Here is a 19,866-nt window from a genome sequence, read left to right on the forward strand (position 1 = left end):
CAAACTGTAACCAGTTTTCTGCTATGTCCATCGAACGAACCGCCCTGGAACCGGGCGGCGCATCTGTCAGTCAGGGGCCGGACGTGTCTGAGATCACCATCACCCGCGCCGTGCGCATGCCCGATCCGTTCCGGATCGAACGCTCCTTGTCCAACCCGGAACTGGGCCCGAGGCTCCTGTTTTTCAGCGGCGGGTCGGCGCTGAACGGCGTGTCGCAATATCTCAAGCGCTACACCCACAATTCCATCCACCTGGTGACCCCATTCGATTCCGGCGGCAGCTCCCAGGGGCTCAGGGTCGCTTTCAACATGCCTGCCATCGGCGACCTCAGAAGCCGCCTGATGGCGCTCGCCGACGAAACGGTGCTCGGCCATCCGGATGTCTTCCGCCTGTTCACCCACCGTTTCGCCAGATCGGCGGCGCAGACCGATCTCACCGGCCAGCTCGACGCCATGATCGCCGGAACGCATCCGCTGGTGGATGCCATTGAACAGCCCATGCGCACGCTCATCCAGAATCAGCTTGGCATGTTCCGGGCTGCATGTCCGCAGGGGTTCGACCTGTGCGGTGCCAGCATCGGCAACCTGATCCTGGCCGGCGGTTATCTCAACCAGAACCAGCAGCTGGAACCGATCATCTTTCTGGTGTCCAAGCTGGTTGGCGTGCAGGGCACCGTACGCGCGGTGAGCGACGACAATCTCCACCTCGGTGCGGAACTCGCCAATGGCGAGACCGTCATCGGGCAGCATCTCCTGACCGGGAAGGAGCATCCGCCGCTGACTTCGCCGATCAAGGATTTCTTTTTGAACGCCAGCCTGCAGGGGCGCGAGACGGTGACGGCCACTTTTCCGGAGCGCAACCGGAACCTGATCCATACTGCGGACCAGATCTGCTACGCGCCGGGCAGCTTCTACACCAGCCTGATCGCGAATCTTCTGCCCAAGGGGGTCGGGTCTGCGATTGCCGAACGCACGGTTCCCAAGGTCTATGTCCCGAGTCTTGGGCACGACCCTGAAACCGCGGACATGACGCACGCCGACAGGGTGCACACGCTCCTGACCTATCTGCACCGGGATACCGGGCCGGATTGTCCGGTGGACCGCCTGATCAATTTCGTCATCGTCGACAAAAGCGTGCCGGAGACCGAAACTGCGGCGGTCGAGGCGCGCGGCATCACCGTTTTGAAGCGCGATCTGGTGAGCGAAAGGTCCGCGCCCTTTTACGATCCGGCGTCCTTGTGCGAGGCGCTTGTTTCGCTCTGCTAGAACAGGTTTCCCGAAACCATTCCTGAAAAGTTTTGCTTTTGCGGCAACGGGTTCCCGCGTTGCGTAATAACTAAATCAGTTTTCCGAAACCGATTTTGTTGACTTACAAAATCGGTTTTGTAAGTTTTTTTAAAAGAATATGACTGTTTCGGCTCTGCTCGAAACGGGTCTTGCGAAGAATACGTGTGCCTTGCCGGCACCAGCGGAGGAAAGATGTCGCGGACACGCGGTTCCGTCACGATCGACGATGTGGCTCGCCATGTTGGCGTTGCCAAGGGAACCGTCTCGCGTGTCCTGAACAACTACAACGATATCTCCGAAACGACGAAAAAGCGTATCCTTCAGGCGGTCAAGGACCTCGGCTATCAGCCGTCGGCGACCGCGCGCAATCTGAAGCGGGGACGTCAGGACACGCTCGGCATCGTCATACCCGTCGGTCATGGCAGCGGGGCGGATCCGTTTTTGGCGGAATTCATCGACGGGATCGCCCGGGCGCTTGACGAACTCGGCCTGGACCTTCTGGTGACCACCGCGCATTCGCGCGATCACACGATTGAAAGCCTGAAGCGGCTGATCGCGCGCCGCAAGGTCGACGGCTTCATCGTGACCCGCACCGAAGTTGACGACGCGCGAATCGCCTATCTGAAAGAGCACAATTTTCCCTTCGTGGCCCATGGCCGCACCTCGGACCCGTCCGGATACGCCTGGTTCGACATCGACAACGAAGCGACCTTCGCAGATGGCGTTCGCCATCTTTACAGCCTCGGGCACCAGCGTATCGGCTTCATCGGCGGGACGCTCGAACTGAATTTCGCGCTTCAGCGGCTTCAGGGCTATCGCCAGGGACTGGAAGCCCTGGGACTGCCCCGGGACGAAGAGCTTGAGAGCGTTCAGGACCTGAGCGAGCGCGGCGGCATTGCCGGGGCGGAGGCGCTGCTTGCGCTTCCAAGCCCGCCGACCGCCCTGTTGTGCGCCACCGACGCTCTTGCGATCGGCGCCATTCAGTTCTGCCGAAAATTCGGCTTGAAGCCGGGCTCCGACGTGACCGTTCTCGGATACGACGGGCTTCCTGTCGGCGAATACCTCGATCCGCCACTGACAACCTTTTCGCAAAGCGCGCAGGATGCGGGCGCCCGGGTGGCGCGCATGCTGGTCGACGTTCTGGACGGGGCGGACCCGCAAGCCTTGCAGTCGCTTGCAAGAGCGGACCTGATCCGGCGCGCCTCGGACGGCGCGCCTTCGATGACACCGGAGGCGCTCGCGGGCGTGCTTCGGGACAGGCTGAACAAACAGCCACACTCTGGTAACAAGGGAGAATGACATGATCGGGAGGAATATATTCCTGGCCTCGACCATCGCGGGTGCGCTCGCGCTCGGCCTGAGCGCGGCTCAGGCCGAAACGCTGCGTTTCTGGACCACGGAAGAACAGCCGGAGCGTCTGGCCAAGCAGGAAGAGATGGCCGCCGCGTTCAAGGACAAGACCGGTATCGAGGTTGAGGTTATTCCGGTGACCGAGTCCGATCTCGGCACCCGGGCGACCGCGGCTTTCGCCGCCGGGGACCTGCCGGACGTGATCTACCACACCCTTCAATATGCGCTGCCCTGGGCAGAGGCTGGTATTCTGGATACGGAAGCCGCCACGGAGGTTGTCGAAAGCCTCGGGACGGATACTTTCGCACCCGGCGCCATGGCGATGGCGGCCACCGAGGACGGCGTTGCCTCCGTTCCGGCGGATGGCTGGACGCAGATGGTTGTCTACCGGAAGGATCTGTTTGAGGAAAACGGCCTTGCGGCGCCTGACAGCTACGAGGACATTCTGGCTGCTGTCGAAAAGCTTCATAATCCGCCGGAAATGTTCGCCTTCGTGGCCGCGACCAAGATCGACGAGAACTTCATGAGCCAGGTTCTGGAGCATGTGCTCCTGGCCAATGGGGTGAGCCCGGTCGGTGACGCCGGTTTCAAGCCGCTCGACGAGAAAAAGACCGTCGAGGCGCTGGAGTTCTACAAGGCCATCGCGGAAGCTTCTCCTCCCGGCGACCTCTTCTGGAAGCAGTCCAGGGAACTCTATTTTGCCGGCAAGGCGGCGATGATCATCTGGTCTCCGTTCATTCTGGACGAGCTTGCGGGCCTGCGCGACAGCGCGCCGCCGACGATCAACGACGATCCGACATCCAGGGATCTGGCGGCCAAGACCGGTATCGTGACCACCCTGAGCGGTCCGTCGAACCCGGACGGAGCGGCCTGGGCCGACATCCGCTATTTCGGCATCACCAACGATGCGGATACGGACAACGCCATGGATTTCGTCAAGTTCTCCATGGATGACGGCTACATGTCGACCCTTTCGATCGCTCCGGAAGGCAAGTTTCCGGTCCGCAGAGGCAACAAGGACAATGCGACCGCTTTCGTCGATGGCTGGGCCAAACTGCCGGTTGGCGTCGACCGCAAGGCGCCCCTGTCCGACCTCTACGACGCGGCGACGATCGAGACCATCGTTTCCGGTCTCGATACCGCAAGCCGCTGGGGCGTCAAGGAAGGCCAGCTTTCGCTCGCTTCCAAGATGATCAACAGCCAGGTCATGAACCGGCTGGTACGCGAATACATCGATGGCGAGCGTGATGCCGCCGCGACGGTCGCGAAGCTGAACGACGAACTGGCGAAGATCCAGTAACACAGAGATTCCGCCGGATCCCGGCGGGATAATCCCACCTCCCAAGAACGGGTCTGGCGTTCATGTATGAGCATTGCATGCCCGGCCCACCAGCCCGAACGTCTCCCGCGGCATGTGCCGTGGGAGGCGAGGGCGGAGGCTTGGCCGAATTTCCGCCCGAACGAGCGGCGCACGAGAGCTGAAACGATGAGTGTCCAAGATCAAGTTCCGGTTTCGTCCGGCCCGCCAAAAGGTATCGGCCCGATGCAGCGCCGCGAGATGTGGCTGGCCTATCTGATGCTGGCACCGACCTTCGCGATCATTCTGCTCATCGTGGCCGGGCCGCTTCTTGCGAATTTCTGGATCAGCGTGAAGCCTGTTCAGCTTGCCGACCTGCGGCCGCCGACCGTGCTGGTCAATGAGCGCCTTCGAGGGAAGCCGGAAACCGCCGGCGACAGCGCAACGCTCGAGTACCGGCTGCGCAATTCGTCCCGGGACGAAGAAATCCGCGACGTCGTGCTGAAAGACGAAATTCCCGACGGGTTTTCGGCCGTCAGCATGCCCGAATACTGTTCCATCGATGGCCGGGCGCTGACATGCGCAATCGGAACGGTCGAAGCCGGCTGGCGGGATCGGCTCCGTCTTGAAGGCACCGTCTCAGAGAGTTTCCTGACGGCCGACCGGCCGGAGCGGGAAAGCGAGCCCGTGGTGTCGGGTGACGCGAACAACGTGCTGACCAGTCTGGAGTTCACGTTCGAGAACTTTCAGCGGCTCTTCAGCGCCGATGAATTCTGGTCCGTTTTGCGGGTGACTTTCTACTACACGATTTTCGGCACGGGTGGAGCGCTGGTGCTTGGGCTGTTCGCGGCCCAGCTGATGAACACGGCTTTCACCGGCCGAGGATTTGTGCGCGGCCTTTTCCTGTTTCCCTATGTCTCGCCGGTGATTGCGGTCGCCTTTACCTGGGTGGTTCTGTTCGATCCGTTTTCCGGCAGTTTCAATACGCTGCTGACCAGGATGGGCGTCGTCTCGGACCCGATCAACTTCTTCGGACAAAGGGCGATCGAATTCTCGGTCTTCGGTCTTCCCCTGGAATTCCCGCTGGCCCTGTCGACGGTCATCGCTTTCGAGGCCTGGCGGTATTTCCCCCTGTCCTTCCTGTTCATCCTGGCGCGCATGCAGTCGATCAACACCGACATGTACGAGGCGGCCGAAATGGACGGAGCAACGCCATTGCAGCAGTTCTGGTATCTGTCACTGCCGCAGCTGATGGGTATCCTGTCTGTGTTGTTTCTCCTGCGCTTCATCTGGACCTTCAACAAGTTCGACGACATTTTCCTGCTCACCGGCGGGAACGCGGGCACCCGCACCCTGACCGTGGACGTCTATGAGCAGGGCTTTGCCCTGTCGAACCTCGGCGCCGGGGCGGCGGTCGCGGTCGTGGTCTTTGTCGTGCTGGTGACCTTCGCCACCCTGTTCATCCGCTTCTCGCCGAAGGAGGAAGGTCTATGAGACCCGCGAGCGTCCTTCTTGCTGCCTTGACGGGCCTGATCTGGGGCGTCGTCGCCATGGTGGTGACCGGCGTAACCCTGACCCTGATCACCGGGGAGATCGCCCTGCCTCAGGCGAGCGCCGCCGGCCTCGCGGGTGTCGTCTCAGCGCTTGTTCTGGTCTGGAGACAATCCGGCGAAGGCCAGGAGACTGGGCTTCGCTCCTTTGCGCTTTCGGCGGGCATCGTTTTTCTGGTGACGATGGCGGCGACCTTTGCCGCTCCTTTCGGCTTGCCGCTTTCCACGGTGCCGGTCTGGCAGGGCGCGGCGTTGATCGTCTTCGTGTTCGCGGTTACGGCGGCGAACAGGCAATGTCTTGCCGGAGCACGCTTCGGCGCCATGAGCCGGTACGAGCGGGAGGTGATCTACATCCGCATCGCCAAGGGGATCGGCTTCGTCTTCTTCATCACGATTGTCGCTCTGCCCTTCTACGTGATGGTGATGACGTCGCTGAAGAGCCAGCAGGCCCTGCTTGCCAATCCGCTCGACCTTTCAATCGATCTCTCTCAGGGCGTTGCGGGCCTCTTCCGCTCCTATGTGGAACTCTTCACGCAGTTCAATTTCGGCCGCTATCTCATGGTCTCGGCCTTCGTTTCGGTTGCGACCGTCGTCCTCACCCTGCTGCTGTCCGTGCCGGGCGCCTATGCGGTCTCCCGCCTCCGTTTTCCGGGGCAGGCGGCACTGGCGCGCTCGGTCCTGCTGATCTACATGGTTCCGGCCATCGTGCTGGTGATCCCGCTTTACGCGGTTTTTTCGCAGCTCGGATTGCGCAATACCCTGACCGGGCTCCTGATCGTCTATCCGGCGACCACGATCCCTGTCGCTCTCTACATGCTGCAGGGCTATTTCCGCGGCTTGCCTTCGGAACTCGAGGAGGCCGGTCTGATGGACGGGCTGTCACGGATCGGGGTGATCCTGAAGATCACCCTGCCGCTGTCCCTGCCGGCACTCGCATCGGTGTCGCTCTACGTGTTCATGATCGCCTGGAACGAGTTTCTGTTCGCCTTCATGTTCCTGGACGATCCGGACATTTTCACTCTTTCCCGTGGCGTGGTTTCCCTGAATTCCTCCGAGGTTCCACGTCAACACCTGATGGCGGGCGCGGTGATCGCGACCGTTCCCGTGCTCGTCATCTTTCTTTGGTTCGAACGCTTCCTTGTCCAGGGCCTCACGGCGGGCAGCGTCAAAGGATAGCGAAGCTCAAAGAGGCCTTGAAAGGCCCGCAGGAGAAACATTTGTCAGATCTAGACCTGGATACGACCGCAAGAACGATCCTGACCGAGAACGATCAGGGCGGTTACACGATCCCGACGAAAGGGCTTTATCCCTATCAGTGGAACTGGGACTCCGTTTTTGTCGCGCTCGGCTTCGCCACGTTCGATCCCGATCGCGCCTGGCGGGAAATCGAAATGCTGTTCGAAGGACAGTGGCGCGACGGAATGGTCCCGCACATTCTGTTTCGCAAGGACGATCCGAGCTATTTTCCGGGGCCATCCGTGTGGGGAACGGATGGCGGTCCGATCCCGAGTTCCGGCCATTCCCAGCCGCCTGTGGCGGCGTCGGTGGTTCGGGATCTCGTCGAGGCCGATCCGAGCAAGACAACCCTTCAAAGGGCGGCCGCGCTGCTGCCCAAGCTGATGGCCTGGCACCGCTGGTACCTTGCCTATCGCGATCCGGACAATCTGGGTGTGCTCGCCGTGATCCACCCCTGGGAGTCCGGCCGGGACAATCTGCCGGACTGGGACGCGGCACTTGCCGCCGTCGACGTCAAGGATATCGGTCCTTACGAGCGCAAGGATACCTCACACGTCGATCCGTCCATGCGGCCGCACAAGGAAGACTACGACCGCTATCTGAGTATCGTTGCCGCCTGCCGGAAAGTCGGCTGGGATCCGGCTGAAGTCGCCAGAAGCTGCCCGTTCTTCGTCGCCGACCCCGGTGTCACCTTTATCTTCCTGAAGGCCAACCGCGATCTTCTCAATCTCGCCGAACGCCTCGGCCAGGAAAGTGAAGCCGCCGAGATCCGAGGTTGGATCGCCCGCATGGAAGAAGGCGCCAAGAGGCTCTGGAACGAGGACCTGAAGGCCCATGTCGCGCTGGACCTGCGAACGGGCAAGCAGACGAACGGCATTTCGAGCGCATCGTTCCTGGCGTCTTACGCAGGCCTGACGGACGATCTGACGCTCAGTGCCCTTCAGGCGCATTTCGACCGGATCGCGGCGAAAGTCCGCTACATGACACCGTCCTACGATCCGGACCACGCCTGCTACGAACCGCTGCGCTATTGGCGCGGGCCGGTCTGGGCGATGATCAACTACATGATCGCCCGCGGGTTCGCGGAAGCCGGAGATTTCGCGCGGTCGGAAAGAGTGCGGCGCGATACGGCAGCCCTCATCGAAACCGGCGGTTTCGCCGAATATTTCAGCCCGGTGGACGGAACCGGAGCCGGTGGCGGATCCTTTTCCTGGACCGCCGCGATCTGGCTCGCCTGGGCCTCGCCGTCGCGCGCGAACAAAGCTGCTTAAGCTCTGGAGAGGAACGATATGGGAGCGATCCGGCTCAACAAGGTTGAAAAGTGGTTCGGCACTCTTCAGGTGATCAAGGGCGTCGATCTGGAGATCGGAGACGGCGAGTTCGTCATCTTCGTCGGTCCGTCCGGCTGCGGAAAGTCGACGCTGCTCAGGCTGATTTCAGGCCTGGAGGAAACCAGCCGCGGCGCCATCGAGATCGACGGCAAGGATGTCACCGCGCTGCCGCCGTCGGGCCGGGGGCTTTCCATGGTGTTCCAGTCCTACGCGCTTTATCCGCACATGTCGGTGCGTGAAAACGTCGGCTTCGGTCTGAAGACGGCCGGGGTCCCCAGGGACGAAATCGAGCGGAAGGTGTCCGCGGCGGCGGATGTGCTGAAGCTCGGCGATTACCTCGACCGGCGGCCGAAAGCTCTGTCCGGCGGTCAGCGCCAGCGGGTCGCCATCGGACGGGCGATCGTGCGCGAACCGAGCGCTTTCCTGTTCGACGAGCCGCTCTCCAACCTGGACGCGGCGCTGCGCGTGGAAATGCGGTTCGAGATCGCCCGCCTGCACAAGAGCCTCGGCACGACCATGATCTATGTGACCCACGATCAGGTCGAGGCGATGACGCTTGCCGACAAGATCGTGGTGCTGCAATCCGGCCGGATCGAACAGGTGGGGTCGCCGCGTGAGCTTTACGAGCGTCCGGACAATCTGTTCGTGGCCCAGTTCATCGGCTCGCCGAAGATGAACGTGCTGCCCTGTTCGGTGGAGGGCGACCGGTTTTCCCTGCAAGGGCACGGCGGTGGCCATTATCCGCATGCGGGGGCGGCGCAAACGCCGGTCAAGCTCGGCATCCGGCCGGAGCACATGGCGGTTGTCGGCGAAGGCGAGGGGCATTGCTCCGGCACGGTCGAAGTCGCGGAGTATCTCGGCGCGGACACATTCCTTTATGTCGCGCTCGACGGCCTCGATACGGTTCTGGTTCGGATCAGCGGCAGCGACACGGTGGACGAGGGGAGCCGTATCGGTCTCAGGTTCGATGAAACCAGGATGCATTTTTTCGATGCCGAGGATCGGGCGGTCCGGTAGGACATTCACCGCTCGCGGCCGTGGGTCCTAGATCCCGATCATCGACGGACCCGCGACACTGGGCTGCGGAAAAAGAGACAGCACGAGAGGGAGCGTGATGGATGGACAGGCCTCGTGGGATGACGTTCTCCAGTCCCCGTCCAAGCGTTTCCCGCCCAGCTGATCCGGGCCGGATCCCTCGAGCGCATCGGACCGGGACGGCCCGTCTGACAATCTACCGCGGAATGACATCGACCTTATGGTCGGTGGTCTGCGGGCCGGCGGTGCGCAGGACTCCCTTCACCGGCGCGGCGTCGCCGTAGTCGCGGCCCCTGGCGACCACGATGTGATCCTGGCCGACCCGTACCGCATTGGTCGGATCGTATTCGATCCAGCCGGTCTCGATGCCGCACCAGGCCCTGACCCAGGCATGCATGGCGTCCGCGCCCTCAAGCCTTTCCTGGCCTTCCGGCGGGATGGTGCGCAAGAAGCCACTGACATACCCGGCGGGGATGCCGACGCTGCGCAGGCAGGCGATCATGATATGGGAGAAATCCTGGCAAACGCCGTGGCGGCGTTCGAACGCCTCGAGCGCCGGTGTGTCCACCGTCGTCGCCTCCGCGTCGAAACGCATGTCCTCGTGAAGCGCCTTTCCTATGGCCTCGACAGCTGCAATCGCGCTGACACCCGTTCCGATGCGCTCCTGCGCATAGACCGCGAAGGCGGGATCCAGCGGCAGGCGCGGCGAGGGCGCGAGAAAATGAACCGGTTCCTCAGGCTTCAGGGAATGGAGGCCGGCCAGTTCCTTCGGAAGGCCGGCGAGCGGTGGCGAGATGTCGAGTTCCTCGGGCATCGCGGTGCGGTCGATCCGCGCGGTGAGTTTCAAACAAAGATCGCTGTGGGCTTTGCGGTAGGCGACATCGGTCACCGCGTTGCCGAAAAAATCGGTCCGGTCGCGCCGTTCCGTGGGTCTTGGGCCGAGTTGGACCTGTCCATAGATCAGCCTCTGCTCTCCGGGGATGGTGGCGGGCATCAGCCGCAGGGCGTGGCGTCCGGAGTTGGCCGGGCTGGCATAGTCGTAAGTGATTTCGAGAGCGACGTCGTAAAGCACGAGGGAATCTCACTCCGGACGGTTCAGGCCGAGACACCGGCCGTTCTCAGCGAATGTAGGCATCGTGCAATTCCACGGACAGATAGGCGATCTGATCCCGCAGGTCCTCCAGGGCGTCCGGCGTCAGCGTCTCGGGGGTCGCGATGGCAAGATTGGTATGGGTCTGCAGGACCGAGCGGGCAAGGTCCGACAGGTGGCCGTGTTCGGAGGCTCCCGGCAACACGGCGATGTGTTCCTTCATCTCCGTCAGCTGGTGGAGAACGGAGCGCGGATTCTTGGTGTCCATGGCAAGCAGGTCGAGGACCGTGGCATGGCTGAGCGAAACCGCGTAGCGCCGGCTCATCGACATGGCGCTGTCGCCGACTTCGAGAAGCAATTCCAGCGATCCTGAAGGCGCATCGGGAACCGTGTAGACCGACAGAAGGTCCGACATCCGCTGCGCCCGCTCCATGGCGCGGCCGATGCTCAGGAAGCGCCAGCCGGTAAAGCGGTACATGTTCTCGTGGACCAATCCCGAGAACCCGGTGATCTTGCGCAGCAGCAGTCCCATCGCGCGGGGCACGTCGGTCTTGCCGCGCATCGCCCTTTGCGCGCCGCTGGCCGTCTGAACGAGGTCGTTCAAGGCCAGCCAGCCGTCGACCGAAAACCGGTCGCGCACCTTGCTGGCGCTCGTGACCGCCGATTGCAGCATGGAAATGAGGCCGTCGGGAATCGCGGTGTCCGGCGCGACGCCGATCTTGTCCAGGTACTCCGCCGTCATGGCAACCAGCGGCGCCTCCGGATCGGCGGTTTCCATCAGCCGGGCGTGATAGGCCCGCAAAAGGCGGACCGCGCCTTCAGCGCGTTCGACATAGCGCCCCAGCCAGAACAGGTTGTCGGCGGCGCGCGACGGCAGGGCGCCGGCCTGGGACTTGAAGAAGGGCGAGTCCGCCTGGTGCAGGAGGGTCTCCCTGACCTGTTTGCGACCGCCGACAACCCAGACGTCGGCCGCGGAGCCGCCGGCCTGCATGGCGATGGCGCTGGCGTCTTCCGTTCTGCCGATCCGCGCGAAGCCGCCCGACATGACCTCCCAGCCCTCTTCGGTTCTTGCCAGGAAGACACGCAGGCTCATCGGACGCGGCACAAGGCGGCCATCGTCATAAGCCGGCGTTGTCGACAGGGTGACAGCCTCCTGGCCGACAAGCTTGTCGCGCTTGCTGTCGATCCATGTTTCCAGAATACCCTTGTGGAACTTCCGGAAGTCCTTGCCGATGAAATCCGTCTGCGCCGACGAAAACGGAAGCGCGGTGGACAGCGCCGGGCTGAACATCATGGTTTCGGCGTGTTCCTTCACGAAGGAGCGCGTGGTTTCCTCGCCGCACCACCATGTGGCCACGTTGGGAAGTTTCAGGCTTTCGCCCAGAAGCCTCTCGCTGATGCGCGGCAGAAAGGCGAGCAGGGCACGGGTTTCCAGAATGCCGCTGCCGAGCGCGTTGACCATCGTGACGGATCCTTCCCGAACCGCCTGAACCAGGCCCGGGGTTCCGATCTGCGACGTCTCGTTCAATTCGACCGGATCGGTCCAGGCCGAATCCAGCCGACGCCACAAGACGGTGACCGGCTTGACACCGTCAACGGTCCGGACCATCAGGTCTCCGTTTTGGACCGTCAGATCCTCGCCTTCCAGAAGCATGAAGCCCAGATAGCGGGCGATGTAGGCATGCTCGAAATAAGTGTCGTTGAGCGGTCCGGGCGTCAGGATGGACACCCGGCTTTCCGTTTCACCGCGCAGCTCGACCAGGTGGTCCCTGAAGCGTCTGAAAAAGCCTGCGAGGCGTTGGACGTTGGCTTTGGCGAAGAATTCGTTGAACACCCGTCCAGTCGCCACCCGGTTCTCAAGAGCGAAGCCGGCCCCCGACGGGGCTTGCGCCCGGTCGGTCAGCACCCACCAGGTGCCGTCCGGCCCGCGTCCGATCTCGAAGGCCAGGAAATGCAGGAAGTGACCGGATTTCGGGGTCACGCCAACCAGGGGGCGTTGCCATTCGGGACTTTGGGCAATCAGACAGGCCGGCAGATAGCCTTCCGCGACCAGGCGGTTTTCCCCGTAGAGGTCACCGGCGACGAGTTCAAGAAGCTCGGCGCGCTGGATCAACCCCTCTTCAATTACCTTCCAGTCGTCCTCGCTGATCAGGACCGGAATGTGGCTGAGGGGCCATTCCCGTTCGTTGGCGCCGTCCTGGCCGTACTGACGGAAATAGACGCCGGCATCGTTGAGATACTGGTTGCCGCGGGCAAACCGGTCGGAGATTTCCTCCGCCGTGAAGGTGGAAAGATGATCGAGAAACGGCCGCCAGACTGGGCGCACCTGCCCGTCCGGCGCCAGAAGTTCATCCGAAACGCCGGGAAAGGGCCGGTAGGATTTCAGCAATCCAACGCGCTGATCTTCAGGTTCTGCGGTTTCGTCCAAACTCATTCAAAGGGTTCCAGATGGAGATCCCTTAGAACATACCTCATGATTGTTAAGCCACTTCGTATGTTCTAATGCCAAGGGTTATAATCAATTCCCCTTGGTATAACTCCTTGTTTTCATACGGTTCCAGCCGGGTCGGAGCGATTCTGAACACCTTTTCGAATATCCCCCCGACGCGGAGCTTTACATATTTTGCGGCCGACGCAAATCCAGGGTCAGTGGAAACTCCGGATGCGGTCGCTCGACCGTCGGCATGTAAAGACCCGGGTTGTGGCCATGGGGTTCGAAGCGGGAGAGCCTGCGCGCATCCGCCTCGTTGCCGTTAACGGGGAATGTGTCGTAGCTCCTGCCGCCCGGATGGGCGACATGGTAGACGCAGCCGCCGATCGCCCGTCCGCTCCAGCGGTCGAAAATATCGAAGGTCAAGGGGGCGTCGACGGGATGCACGGGATGCAGCGCCATGGCCGGCTGCCAGGCCTTGTAGCGGACCCCGGCGACCGAGACGCCGTTGGTTTCGGTCTTTTGCAAGGGCAGCATGCGCTGGTTGCAGGTGACTGTGTAGCGCTCCGGATCGCTCGTCGTGAGCTTGACCTGCAGGCGTTCCGTCGAGCTGTCGGTGTAGCGGACCGTACCGCCGATCGCGCCGGTCTCGCCGAGCACGTGCCAGGGTTCAAGGGCCTGCCGGACTTCCAGGTGAATACCGTCCACCTCGATTTCACCGCAGAAGGGGAAGCGGAATTCGGCCTGGGCCTCGAACCATTCCGGGCGCAGGGTGAACCCATGATAGTCAAGATCCCGCAACACGTCGAGGAAATCGGTCCAGACATAATGGGGCAACATGAACCGGTCGTGGAGCGCGGTTCCCCAGCGGGTCAGATTGCCGGAGAGCGGTTGCTGCCAAAGGCGTGCGATCAGCGCCCGGATCAGGAGCTGCTGGGCCAGGCTCATGCGCGGGTCGGGCGGCATTTCGAAACCGCGGAACTCGACAAGGCCGAGGCGGCCCGTCGGGCCATCGGGCGAATAAAGCTTGTCGATGCAGATTTCCGCCCTGTGGGTGTTGCCCGTCACGTCGACAAGCAGATTGCGCAACAGACGGTCGACCAGCCACGGGAACGGGGCCGGACCCTCATCCGGCCGGTGGATCTGCGAGAGCGCGACCTCCAGTTCATAAAGGCCGTCATGCCGGGCTTCATCGACGCGCGGGGCTTGCGAGGTCGGCCCGATGAAGAGACCTGAAAAGAGATAGGAAAGGCTCGGGTGGCGCTGCCAGTGCAGGATCAGGCTGCGCAACAGGTCCGGCCGCCGAAGGAACGGGCTGTCGAGCGGGGTTGCGCCGCCGACGACCACGTGGTTGCCGCCGCCGGTCCCGGTGTGCTTGCCGTCGATCATGAATTTGTCCGCGCCCAGGCGCGACTGCCGGGCTTCCTCGTAGACACCTTCGGTGATGGCGACGCAATCGTTCCAGCTTTCGGCCGGGTGAATATTGACTTCGATGACGCCGGGGTCCGGAGCGACCCGGATGACGTTCATGCGGGGATCGGGTGGCGGCGGATAGCCCTCGATATGGACCGGCAGGTCGAGATCGGCTGCTGCGGCTTCGGCAACGGAGAGGAGCTCCAGATAATCTTCGATCCGCTCGAGCGGAGGCATGAATACGCAGAGACGGCCATCACGCGGTTCGATGGACATGGCGGTCCGGACGGTGGCGCCGCCGAACTCATCGTCGGGCAGGGGCTGTTCGTGGCGGTCCTGCCGGCCCTGGCTGGCAGTGAAACTCGCGACCCCCTGTGTCCGGTCCGCGCGGGGGCCTACGGGGAAATCCGGCAGCGGATCCCGTGGTACGGTCGGGTCGGCGATATTCGTGTAAGGGTACTGCGCCGGAGTGACGTAAGGCAGGGACTCCAGCGGCAGCCGGTAGCCCACGGGGCTGTCGCCGGGAATGAGAAACAGGGCCTCACGGCGCAGTTTCCAGGATTCCGAGCGCCACCGTTTGCCGGCGGCTTTTGACTGCCAGCTCTGGATCGGAAGCACGTAGCCGGCCGGTGTGGTCAGGCCGCGGTCGAATACGCGCGCGATCCTGTGACGGGCCTCGGCGTCTTCCAGCTTGGAGTTTTTCGGGGTGACGTTTTCCGGGAGGCCAGCCTCCTTGACCAGCCAGACGGCCGGGTCTTCAAAGGCCGGTACGACATAATCCGGTTTTATGTCCAGCTTGCCGGCGATCTGTTCCAGAAGCGCCTGTGCGTTTTCCGGCGTGGCGGAGTTGGCTTGCGCCTCCTCCGCGATCAGGCCGGCATCGTGCCAGATCGGCTTTTCGTCCTTGCGCCAATACAGCGAGAATGTCCAGCGCGGCAGGGTTTCGCCCGGATACCATTTGCCTTGGCCGTAGTGCAGGAACCCTCCGGGCGCGAAGCGCTCGCGCAGGCGCCGGATCAGGATGTCGGCCTTTTCGCGCTTGGTCGGGCCGACCGCGTCGGTGTTCCATTCGGCGGATTCGAAGTCGTCGATGGAGACAAAGGTCGGCTCGCCGCCCATGGTCAGCCGGACGTCCTCCTTCTTGAGGACAAGGTCGACCTTTTCGCCAAGCTGATTGAGCGCCGACCAGGCTTCGTCGGAAAAGGGTTTGGTGATGCGCGGGTGCTCGGCAACGCGCGCGACCTTCATGTCGAAGGAGAAATCCACCTCCGCCTTGCTGGCCATGCCGACGATGGGCGCCGCGTTGGTGTAATGCGGCGTCGCCGCCAGCGGGATGTGACTTTCGCCCGCCAGAAGGCCCGAGGTGGGATCGAGGCCGATCCAGCCCGCGCCCGGGAGATAGACCTCGGCCCAGGCATGGAGGTCGGTAAAGTCGTGATCCGTGCCGGATGGGCCGTCGAGCGCTTCCAGGTCCGGTTTCAATTGAATGAGGTAGCCGGAAACGAACCTCGAGGCGAACCCCAGATGACGCAGCGCCTGAACCAGGAGCCAGCTTGTGTCGCGGCAGGAGCCGGTGCCTTTTTCAAAGGTTTCTTCCGGCGTCTGCACGCCCGGCTCCATTCGGATGACGTAACCGATCTCATTCGCCACCCTGGCGTTCAGGTCGACGATGAAATCGATCGTGCGTTTCTTGTCCCTGGGCACGGTTTCCAGGAACGCCTTCATGCGCGGGCCCGTCGGGTCCAGACGCTTGTAGATCTGAAGATCGTCTTTCAGTTCCTGCGGATAGTCGAACGGCCAGTCCTCGGCACGTTCTTCGACGAAGAAATCGAAAGGGTTGTAAACGGTCATGTCGGCGACCAGGTCCACCTCGATCTTGAACTCCCGGACGGGCTCGGGAAAGACGAAGCGGGCGAGCCAGTTGCCGTAAGGATCCTGCTGGTGGTTTACAAAATGTCCGCCGGGCGAAACCTTCAGGGAATGCGACAGGACGCGGGTGCGGCTGTGCGGGGCCGGCCTGAGGCGGATGATCTGCGGGCTCAGCGTGACAAGCCTGTCGTAGCGGTAATGGGTGAGGTGATAGATGCTGGCGCAGATGGACATTCAAAGACCTTGTCGGCTATGGCTCAAAACAAGTATCTAGGTTTCCATAAAATAACGCGCCGCACCATGCCTTTCTCGACGCGGCCTTCCAACGTTGGCGGTGCGCGGTGCCGTCAACTGCGGTTTTCTGTCCTGTCCTTCTCGAAGGCTTTCGGATCGTACCAGTAGGATGGATCGCCAAGTTCGTAGGCGTCTCCCAGATCGGTATTGGGAACCTTGAAAACCTTTCGCTCACTGAGCTGCGCGCGCTCGATATCGTCGCCGTGGAACAACAGGAAATGGGCGTCGAAAGAGCCATCCTCTATCATGCGCTCAAGGCCGGTTTCTATTTTTTCGGCAAGCTCCGGGTGTTTCGGGCTTACGAAAAAATAGGTCGGTAGCGGGATGAACAGACACAGGGATTGCTCGACAACAAGGTTCGGATTGCGCTTGGAGAAATTCTCCTGCTCGCGGAAGGCTTCGTTGATGCCACGCCCGAAGGTGATGAAGCGCCTGTATTCAAGCATATCGAACAGGGTTTCGTAGTCCTCGGTTGTCACAAGGTTGAAACCTGCGTCCTTCAAGGTCCGGGTGATTGACCACTGCGCGCCGGAACCGGTCGGTATTTTCTTGAGTTCTTCGAGCGTGTCGACCTGGGCCAGATCAGCCTGATCCTGCTTGTTGATCAGGAACAACCTGTACCCCTGTATGCCTTTACGCAGCGGAATTCGCACGGTCAGCAGATTTTCTTCCCAGCCGGGCTTGGGGGAGTCGGCGGTGACGTGGATGTTTTCACCCGCGATGAGTTCCTGAAGCAGGCGGTCTCTTGTAAAGGGGGTTTTCGCCTGCAAGATGCTGGCATTCACCTCTGCCTTTTCCAAGGCCTGGGACAGAAGCGATTCCACGTACAGGTTCCGCGTGTCCGCCGCGCCTTCCGGCTTTCGGGTGATGACTTCGAGGGGGGCCGCGACCGGTTGGGCCGGCGAGAGGCACGCAAGCAGTCCGCACAGCGCGAACGCTGCATTCCTGATTTGTCCAAGCCCTCTGTTTTCTCTACGTCTCATGTGACGCCGTTAATTTTCGATTAGGGTATTCTCTATTATGTTTCAACAGTTTGAAAGTTCTTTTGCGAACTAGTCAGGAATGCGGATGCTGATGTCTTCCATATGACGCTGCGGCATGGGTTTTGATGGGATTGTTATTCCATTAATCCATTTGCGGCAACTTTTTGTTGTGGCGTCGTGGCGGGGCAATTGAAACGGGTCACGGAATGCAGGCGCGTGGCGCTTGGAGAAAAGTCGATCTACAGGGGCGGTTCGGGTGGATCCGGTGTTGGTCGCAGGAGTGCTTCGCGAAGGAACGAGATGGTCATTCGGTTTGTCTGCTTGTGTTGCTTTTGGGTGTCCGCCGCCTTCGCCCAGGCTGCCGACTTCCGGGTCACGTTCATCAATCCCGGCAGCAACGCGGGCTTTTGGGGCGACGTCTCCGAAACCATGTCGGCCGCGGCGCGGGACCTCGATATCGATCTGGAAATCCTTCACGCGGACCGCAAGCCCTATGGCATGGAAGAGCTGCTGCAGAAACGTCTGCTTGCAGGTGATCTTCCCGACTATTTTGTTTTCGTGAACGAACAGCAGGCCGGTGCGAGGCTGATGCAGCTTCTGGCGGGGTACCCCTCCAAGGTTCTCTTCCTGCTCAACAAACTGTCTCCAAAACAAAAGCTGATTTTGGAGAAGCGCCACATCGATTTAAGGAATATCGTCGCCTCCATCGTTCCAGACAACGAGACCGCAGGCTATGAAACGGCGGAGTTCCTTTTCGGGGAAACCAGAAAGATAGACCCGTCCGGCAAGGATATCCGCCTTCTTGCGCTGACCGGCGATACGGTCACACCGGCAGGCATCGATATCGAAATCGGCCTGATGCGCGCAGTGGCGGACAATCCCGACGTCAGGCTCTTGCACGCAATTCCCGTTCAGTGGAATGAGGAAGTCGCCTACGCCCGGGCAGGGCGGATGCTGGCGAAGGGGCCGGTCGACGCGATTTGGGGCGCGAACGACGAGATTGCGCTCGGGGCGATCAGGGCGGTGGAGGAGGCAGGTCTCCAGCCGGGGAAGGATGTTCTGTTTACAGGAATAAACTGGTCTTCCCGCGCCATGAAAGCTGTCAGAGAGCGGAAAATGCTGATGAGCCATGGCGGCCACATTTTCGCTGGCGCCTGGTCCATGGTCATGCTCCACGACTACCACAACAAGACTGTCGATGGCGCGATGTTCATCGATGTCTATTTCAACATGTCGCCGATCACGCTGCAAAATGTGGATCTGTTTCTGAGCCGTCTCGGCGACAGGAACTGGGACAAGATCGATTTCCGTCAGTTCAGCAAGACGGCTACGGCGCGCCGAAGGTACGATTTTTCCACCCGGTCCATCCTTGAGGCGGCGGGCAGTTAGAAACCCGCGTTGCCACTCTTTCGAGAGAACCATCCATCTTTCAACGAATTGCAGGTTTCCCATCGGCGAATGTGCCGATAAAGTGGCGGCAAAACGGCTTCGTCAGCAAGCCAATGCACGTTTTGCAAAGAGGGGAACTCCATATGTTGAAAAGTCTTGCAGTTGGGGCAAGCATGCTCGCGCTTTTGTCGGGCGCCGCTTTGGCGGAGCCGGTCAAGGTCGGCATGATCACCACCTTGTCCGGCGGCGGCGCGTCGCTCGGCATCGACACGCGCGACGGTTTCCTGCTGGCCGTGAAACAGGCCGGCAACAAAGACCTTGAAGTCGTCGTCGAAGACGATCAGCGCAAGCCGGACATCGCGGTGCAGCTCGCCGACAAGATGGTGCAGTCGGAAAAGGTCGACGTTCTGACCGGGATCGTCTGGTCTAACCTCGCCATGGCGGTGGTGCCGTCGACGACCGCACAGGGCAAGTTCTACCTGTCGACAAACGCGGCACCGTCAATGCTCGCCGGCAAGGGGTGCCACCCGAACTATTTCAGCGTTTCCTACCAGAACGACAATCTGCACGAAGCCGCCGGCGCCTACGCCAAGGAAGCGGGCTTCAAGAAGAGTTTCATTCTTGCTCCGAACTATCCGGCAGGCAAGGATTCCCTGACCGGTTTCAAGCGTCTTTACGGCGGCGAACTGGCGGGTGAGATCTATACCAAGCTGGGGCAGACGGATTACGCGGCCGAACTGGCCCAGATCCGCGCCTCCGGTGCGGACAGCATCTTCTTCTTCCTGCCGGGCGGCATGGGCATTTCCTTCCTGAAACAATATGCCGACAGCGGCATCGAGCTTCCGGTCGTCGGTCCTGCCTTTTCCTTCGATCAGGGCATCCTGCAGGCTGTGGGCGACGCCGCACTGGGCGTCAAGAACACCAGCCAGTGGAACAAGGACATCGACAACGAGGCCAACAAGGCCTTCGTCGAAGGCTTCCAGGCCGAGTACGGCCGCCTGCCGTCGCTTTATGCCGCGCAGGGTTATGATACCGCCAATCTGCTGCTTTCCGCCATGGCCAAGGCCGATGTGAAGGACGCGGATGCGTTCCGGGCGGCGCTGGAAGAAGCCGACTTCAAGTCGGTTCGCGGCAAGTTCTCCTTCGGGCCGAACCATCACCCGATCCAGGACATTTACGTCCGCGAGGTGATCAAGGAAGGCGGCGTCTACACCAACAAGATCGTCGGCACCGCGCTGACAGATCATGCCGACGTCTACGCGGCAGAGTGCAAGATGTAACACCTTCGACGGGCCGGCGCGCGCAATCGCCG

At 61.6% G+C, this 19,866-nt stretch carries 13 protein-coding genes; 9 read left to right on the top strand and 4 right to left on the bottom strand.

Annotated elements, in window-relative coordinates; genetic code table 11:
- Window positions 1-23 precede the first annotated feature (23 nt).
- The 7 genes from JF539_RS15855 to JF539_RS15885 all read left to right on the top strand — a co-directional run bounded on the left by JF539_RS15855 (window position 24) and on the right by JF539_RS15885 (window position 9,067).
- Window positions 24-1,265, top strand: coding sequence for a GAK system CofD-like protein (locus tag JF539_RS15855; RefSeq protein ID WP_209017349.1), 1,242 nt, complete (start codon window positions 24-26; stop codon window positions 1,263-1,265).
- A gap of 213 nt (window positions 1,266-1,478) precedes the next feature.
- Window positions 1,479-2,585, top strand: coding sequence for a LacI family DNA-binding transcriptional regulator (locus JF539_RS15860; protein ID WP_207141678.1), 1,107 nt, complete (start codon window positions 1,479-1,481; stop codon window positions 2,583-2,585).
- A gap of 1 nt (window position 2,586) precedes the next feature.
- Window positions 2,587-3,936: an ABC transporter substrate-binding protein gene (locus JF539_RS15865; protein ID WP_207141679.1), complete on the top strand. Its 1,350-nt coding sequence runs from the start codon at window positions 2,587-2,589 to the stop codon at window positions 3,934-3,936.
- 186 nt (window positions 3,937-4,122) lie between these two features.
- Window positions 4,123-5,427: a carbohydrate ABC transporter permease gene (locus tag JF539_RS15870; RefSeq protein ID WP_209017350.1), complete on the top strand. Its 1,305-nt coding sequence runs from the start codon at window positions 4,123-4,125 to the stop codon at window positions 5,425-5,427.
- Entirely contained in the window at window positions 5,424-6,659 is a 1,236-nt protein-coding gene (locus tag JF539_RS15875; RefSeq protein WP_207141680.1) for a carbohydrate ABC transporter permease, read from the top strand. Before JF539_RS15870 ends, JF539_RS15875 begins: the two co-directional genes overlap by 4 nt.
- 41 nt (window positions 6,660-6,700) lie before the next feature.
- Window positions 6,701-7,990 carry an MGH1-like glycoside hydrolase domain-containing protein gene (locus tag JF539_RS15880; protein WP_207141681.1) on the top strand — a complete coding sequence of 430 codons (1,290 nt, stop codon included), beginning with the start codon at window positions 6,701-6,703 and terminating at the stop codon, window positions 7,988-7,990.
- 18 nt (window positions 7,991-8,008) lie between these two features.
- Complete coding sequence (locus tag JF539_RS15885; RefSeq protein WP_207141682.1) at window positions 8,009-9,067, top strand: ABC transporter ATP-binding protein; 1,059 nt, start codon at window positions 8,009-8,011, stop codon at window positions 9,065-9,067.
- Window positions 9,068-9,281: 214 nt separating this feature from the next.
- Here the strand turns inward: JF539_RS15885 and JF539_RS15890 are convergent, their stop codons facing one another.
- The 4 genes from JF539_RS15890 to JF539_RS15905 all read right to left on the bottom strand — a co-directional run bounded on the left by JF539_RS15890 (window position 9,282) and on the right by JF539_RS15905 (window position 17,165).
- Window positions 9,282-10,157 carry a transglutaminase family protein gene (locus JF539_RS15890; RefSeq protein WP_207141683.1) on the bottom strand — a complete coding sequence of 292 codons (876 nt, stop codon included), beginning with the start codon at window positions 10,155-10,157 and terminating at the stop codon, window positions 9,282-9,284.
- A 46-nt stretch (window positions 10,158-10,203) separates the two neighbouring features.
- Complete coding sequence (locus JF539_RS15895; protein ID WP_207141684.1) at window positions 10,204-12,609, bottom strand: circularly permuted type 2 ATP-grasp protein; 2,406 nt, start codon at window positions 12,607-12,609, stop codon at window positions 10,204-10,206.
- A 180-nt stretch (window positions 12,610-12,789) separates the two neighbouring features.
- On the bottom strand, window positions 12,790-16,122 hold the full coding sequence (locus JF539_RS15900; protein WP_207141685.1) for a DUF2126 domain-containing protein: 3,333 nt from the start codon (window positions 16,120-16,122) through the stop codon (window positions 12,790-12,792).
- Between the two features lie 113 nt (window positions 16,123-16,235).
- A complete protein-coding gene (locus JF539_RS15905) occupies window positions 16,236-17,165 on the bottom strand; it encodes a hypothetical protein (RefSeq protein ID WP_207141686.1) in 930 nt (309 codons plus the stop codon).
- A 300-nt stretch (window positions 17,166-17,465) separates the two neighbouring features.
- On the opposite strand from JF539_RS15905, the gene JF539_RS15910 reads away from it, so the two are divergent.
- Together JF539_RS15910 and JF539_RS15915 are read left to right on the top strand one after the other, a co-directional pair.
- Window positions 17,466-18,554 (top strand): ABC transporter substrate-binding protein, encoded by a 1,089-nt coding sequence (locus JF539_RS15910; RefSeq protein WP_207141687.1) that lies wholly within the window; start codon window positions 17,466-17,468, stop codon window positions 18,552-18,554.
- A 143-nt stretch (window positions 18,555-18,697) separates the two neighbouring features.
- Window positions 18,698-19,834, top strand: a complete 1,137-nt coding sequence (locus tag JF539_RS15915; protein WP_207141688.1) for an ABC transporter substrate-binding protein — start codon at window positions 18,698-18,700, stop codon at window positions 19,832-19,834.
- Window positions 19,835-19,866 lie beyond the last annotated feature (32 nt).

Origin of the sequence: Roseibium aggregatum (genome assembly GCF_017309185.1) — a bacterium.
GTDB lineage: Bacteria > Pseudomonadota > Alphaproteobacteria > Rhizobiales > Stappiaceae > Roseibium > Roseibium aggregatum_B.

Coding starts and splice junctions, on each gene's coding strand:
- JF539_RS15910 (WP_207141687.1), top strand. CDS start 17,466: ATGGTCATTCGGTTTGTCTGCTTGTGTTGCTTTTGGGTGTCCGCCGCC.
- JF539_RS15905 (WP_207141686.1), bottom strand. CDS start 17,165: ATGAGACGTAGAGAAAACAGAGGGCTTGGACAAATCAGGAATGCAGCG.
- JF539_RS15915 (WP_207141688.1), top strand. CDS start 18,698: ATGTTGAAAAGTCTTGCAGTTGGGGCAAGCATGCTCGCGCTTTTGTCG.
- JF539_RS15900 (WP_207141685.1), bottom strand. CDS start 16,122: ATGTCCATCTGCGCCAGCATCTATCACCTCACCCATTACCGCTACGAC.
- JF539_RS15855 (WP_209017349.1), top strand. CDS start 24: ATGTCCATCGAACGAACCGCCCTGGAACCGGGCGGCGCATCTGTCAGT.
- JF539_RS15865 (WP_207141679.1), top strand. CDS start 2,587: ATGATCGGGAGGAATATATTCCTGGCCTCGACCATCGCGGGTGCGCTC.
- JF539_RS15860 (WP_207141678.1), top strand. CDS start 1,479: ATGTCGCGGACACGCGGTTCCGTCACGATCGACGATGTGGCTCGCCAT.
- JF539_RS15885 (WP_207141682.1), top strand. CDS start 8,009: ATGGGAGCGATCCGGCTCAACAAGGTTGAAAAGTGGTTCGGCACTCTT.
- JF539_RS15875 (WP_207141680.1), top strand. CDS start 5,424: ATGAGACCCGCGAGCGTCCTTCTTGCTGCCTTGACGGGCCTGATCTGG.
- JF539_RS15870 (WP_209017350.1), top strand. CDS start 4,123: ATGAGTGTCCAAGATCAAGTTCCGGTTTCGTCCGGCCCGCCAAAAGGT.
- JF539_RS15895 (WP_207141684.1), bottom strand. CDS start 12,609: ATGAGTTTGGACGAAACCGCAGAACCTGAAGATCAGCGCGTTGGATTG.